Raw genomic sequence first — 2,549 nt, 5'->3', positions numbered from 1 at the left:
CCCAGCGTGATAACTGAGATCCAAATGCTCCAAAAACTACTCATCTAGTTTTGACTCCTGCTTGTTAGTTTGTGGCTCGTCTGCAAATATCAAATTTTGCGCTTCATCAAAGCGTTTTTTTGACTTTTTACTGTAGGCCCACAACACTACGCCAATAAAACAAACAAATACTAAAACCGTAAAAATACTACCACTGACAGCGTAATCCATACTATTTCAACGCTGTGCCAAGAGATTGCAAATAAGCGATCAGCGCTTCCATTTCGGTTTTACCTTTAACTGCCGCTTGAGCACCTGCGATATCTTCATCGGTATATGGCACACCAAAATCTCTGAATACAGATAATTTTTTGGCGGTTAACTCACCGTCTAAGGTATTTTTAACCAACCAAGGAAAGCCTGGCATATTGGATTCCGGTACAACATTACGAGGATTGATCAAATGGACCTTATGCCATTCGTCACTATAACGACCGCCTACACGGGCCAAATCTGGGCCAGTACGTTTAGAACCCCACAAAAATGGATGTTCCCATACTGATTCACCCGCTACAGAATAGTGACCATAACGTTCAGTCTCTGAACGGAAAGGGCGGATCATTTGGCTATGACAACCCACACAACCTTCACGGATAAATATGTCTCTGCCTTCCATTTGCAGTGCGGTATAAGGTTTTAAACCATCTACCGGTGTCATCGTTTGTTGTTGAAACATCAAGGGGGTGATTTGCGCCATACCGCCCAAACTAATTGCTACCATCATTAGAATAGTGAGCAAACCTACGTTTTTTTCGACTAGCTCATGTGCATTTTTCATTTATGGGCTCCTTAGGCTGCTTTTAATTCTGTGTCGTCTAAAACTTCACGACTTGTGTGGCCTTTAATGGTCCGATAGCAGTTATAAGCCATGATTAACATGCCAGTTACCACTAAAACACCACCGATAAAGCGCACTAGATAGAAAGGCTTAGAAGCTTCAAGAGATTCAACAAAACTATAAGTCAGAGTGCCGTCAGCATTGATTGCGCGCCACATTAAACCTTGTAGTACACCAGACATCCACATAGCAACGATATAAAGCACCACACCAATAGTGGCTAACCAGAAATGCACGTTAATTAAATAAATGCTGTACATACGCTCACGATTAAACAATACAGGGATTAAGTGATAAATGGCCCCAATTGACACCATAGCAACCCAACCTAGAGCACCTGAGTGCACGTGACCAACAGTCCAATCAGTGTAATGTGACAGGGCATTAACGGTTTTGATCGCCATCATCGGCCCTTCGAAGGTCGACATACCGTAAAATGATAGTGAAACCACTAAGAACCGTAAAATAGGATCGGTACGTAATTTATGCCATGCGCCAGACAGAGTCATAATACCGTTGATCATGCCGCCCCATGACGGAACAAACAGAATAATTGACATGGCCATCCCTAAAGACTGAGTCCAATCGGGCAGGGCGGTATAGTGTAAGTGGTGAGGACCAGCCCATATATACAAGGAGATTAAGGCCCAGAAATGCACAACGGATAAACGGTAAGAATAAACCGGACGACCAGCCTGTTTAGGCACAAAATAATACATCATACCTAAGAAACCAGCAGTTAAGAAAAAACCAACTGCATTATGGCCGTACCACCATTGCATCATGGCATCTACGGAACCGGCATAAATTGAATAGGATTTAAATAAGGACACAGGTACAACCATGCTATTAGCAACATGAAGTACTAGTACAGTTAAGATAAAGCCACCAAAAAACCAATTGGCGACATATATATGGGAAACCTTACGGATGATCATAGTACCAAAGAAGGTAATCATGTACGCGACCCAAACTAAGGCAATCAAAATATCGATAGGCCATTCTAATTCTGCGTATTCTTTAGTGCTGGTTAATCCCATTGGAAGGGTAATAACGGCCATGACGATTACAAGTTGCCAGCCCCAAAAGACAAAAGCCGCAAGTTTGTCGCTAAATAAACGAACTTGAGATGTTCTTTGTACAACATAAAATGAGGTTGCCATCAAAGCACAGCCGCCGAAAGCAAAAATTACGGCATTAGTGTGTAACGGTCGCAATCGCGAGAAGGTTAACCAGGGGGTGTCAAAATTTAATGCTGGCCAATATAATTGTGCAGCAATAAAAACACCTATTGCCATACCAATAATACCCCATACAACGGTCATCACCGCAAACTGCCGAACCACTTTATAGTTATATTCGGGATGTACTTGAATTGCATCACTCATTTAATGAATCTTCCACTTTGTTAATGAAGTGCCGACAAAAATCACACATGTATTTAGCATATTATTTACAATTAAGCTTAATTTATAAGCAATTGAAATATAAATAATAACTGGCGCCAAAAACCTTACAAATAATAATGGTATAGAGCTTAAAAAGAAAGAAAAAAGCTGCTTGTCCCTTAGCTTTAATTCCAGCAAACTTGATTTATAAACCCAATTCAGATGGTAAACATGTAAACGTGGCTCAGTCTTTGAAAACTATTATCATTTTGCCCTTATTGGTT

At 40.9% G+C, this 2,549-nt stretch carries 3 protein-coding genes; all 3 read right to left on the bottom strand.

Annotated features, from left to right (window positions below; translation table 11 throughout):
- Window positions 1–36: 36 nt before the first annotated feature.
- From AX660_RS10255 to ccoN, 3 genes are read right to left on the bottom strand one after another with little or no spacing between them, the layout of a single operon-like run.
- Window positions 37–210: a cbb3-type cytochrome oxidase subunit 3 gene (locus AX660_RS10255; RefSeq protein ID WP_068376155.1), complete on the bottom strand. Its 174-nt coding sequence runs from the start codon at window positions 208–210 to the stop codon at window positions 37–39.
- 1 nt (window position 211) lies between these two features.
- On the bottom strand, window positions 212–817 hold the full coding sequence (ccoO, locus tag AX660_RS10250) for a cytochrome-c oxidase, cbb3-type subunit II (protein WP_068376153.1): 606 nt from the start codon (window positions 815–817) through the stop codon (window positions 212–214).
- An 11-nt stretch (window positions 818–828) separates the two neighbouring features.
- Window positions 829–2,265, bottom strand: a complete 1,437-nt coding sequence (gene ccoN, locus AX660_RS10245; protein WP_068376151.1) for a cytochrome-c oxidase, cbb3-type subunit I — start codon at window positions 2,263–2,265, stop codon at window positions 829–831.
- Window positions 2,266–2,549: the final 284 nt, after the last annotated feature.

The organism is Paraglaciecola hydrolytica (assembly GCF_001565895.1).
Lineage (GTDB): Bacteria > Pseudomonadota > Gammaproteobacteria > Enterobacterales > Alteromonadaceae > Paraglaciecola > Paraglaciecola hydrolytica.
This window is presented reverse-complemented; position numbering and strand designations above follow the sequence as displayed.

Coding starts and splice junctions, on each gene's coding strand:
- AX660_RS10255 (WP_068376155.1), bottom strand. CDS start 210: ATGGATTACGCTGTCAGTGGTAGTATTTTTACGGTTTTAGTATTTGTT.
- ccoO (WP_068376153.1), bottom strand. CDS start 817: ATGAAAAATGCACATGAGCTAGTCGAAAAAAACGTAGGTTTGCTCACT.
- ccoN (WP_068376151.1), bottom strand. CDS start 2,265: ATGAGTGATGCAATTCAAGTACATCCCGAATATAACTATAAAGTGGTT.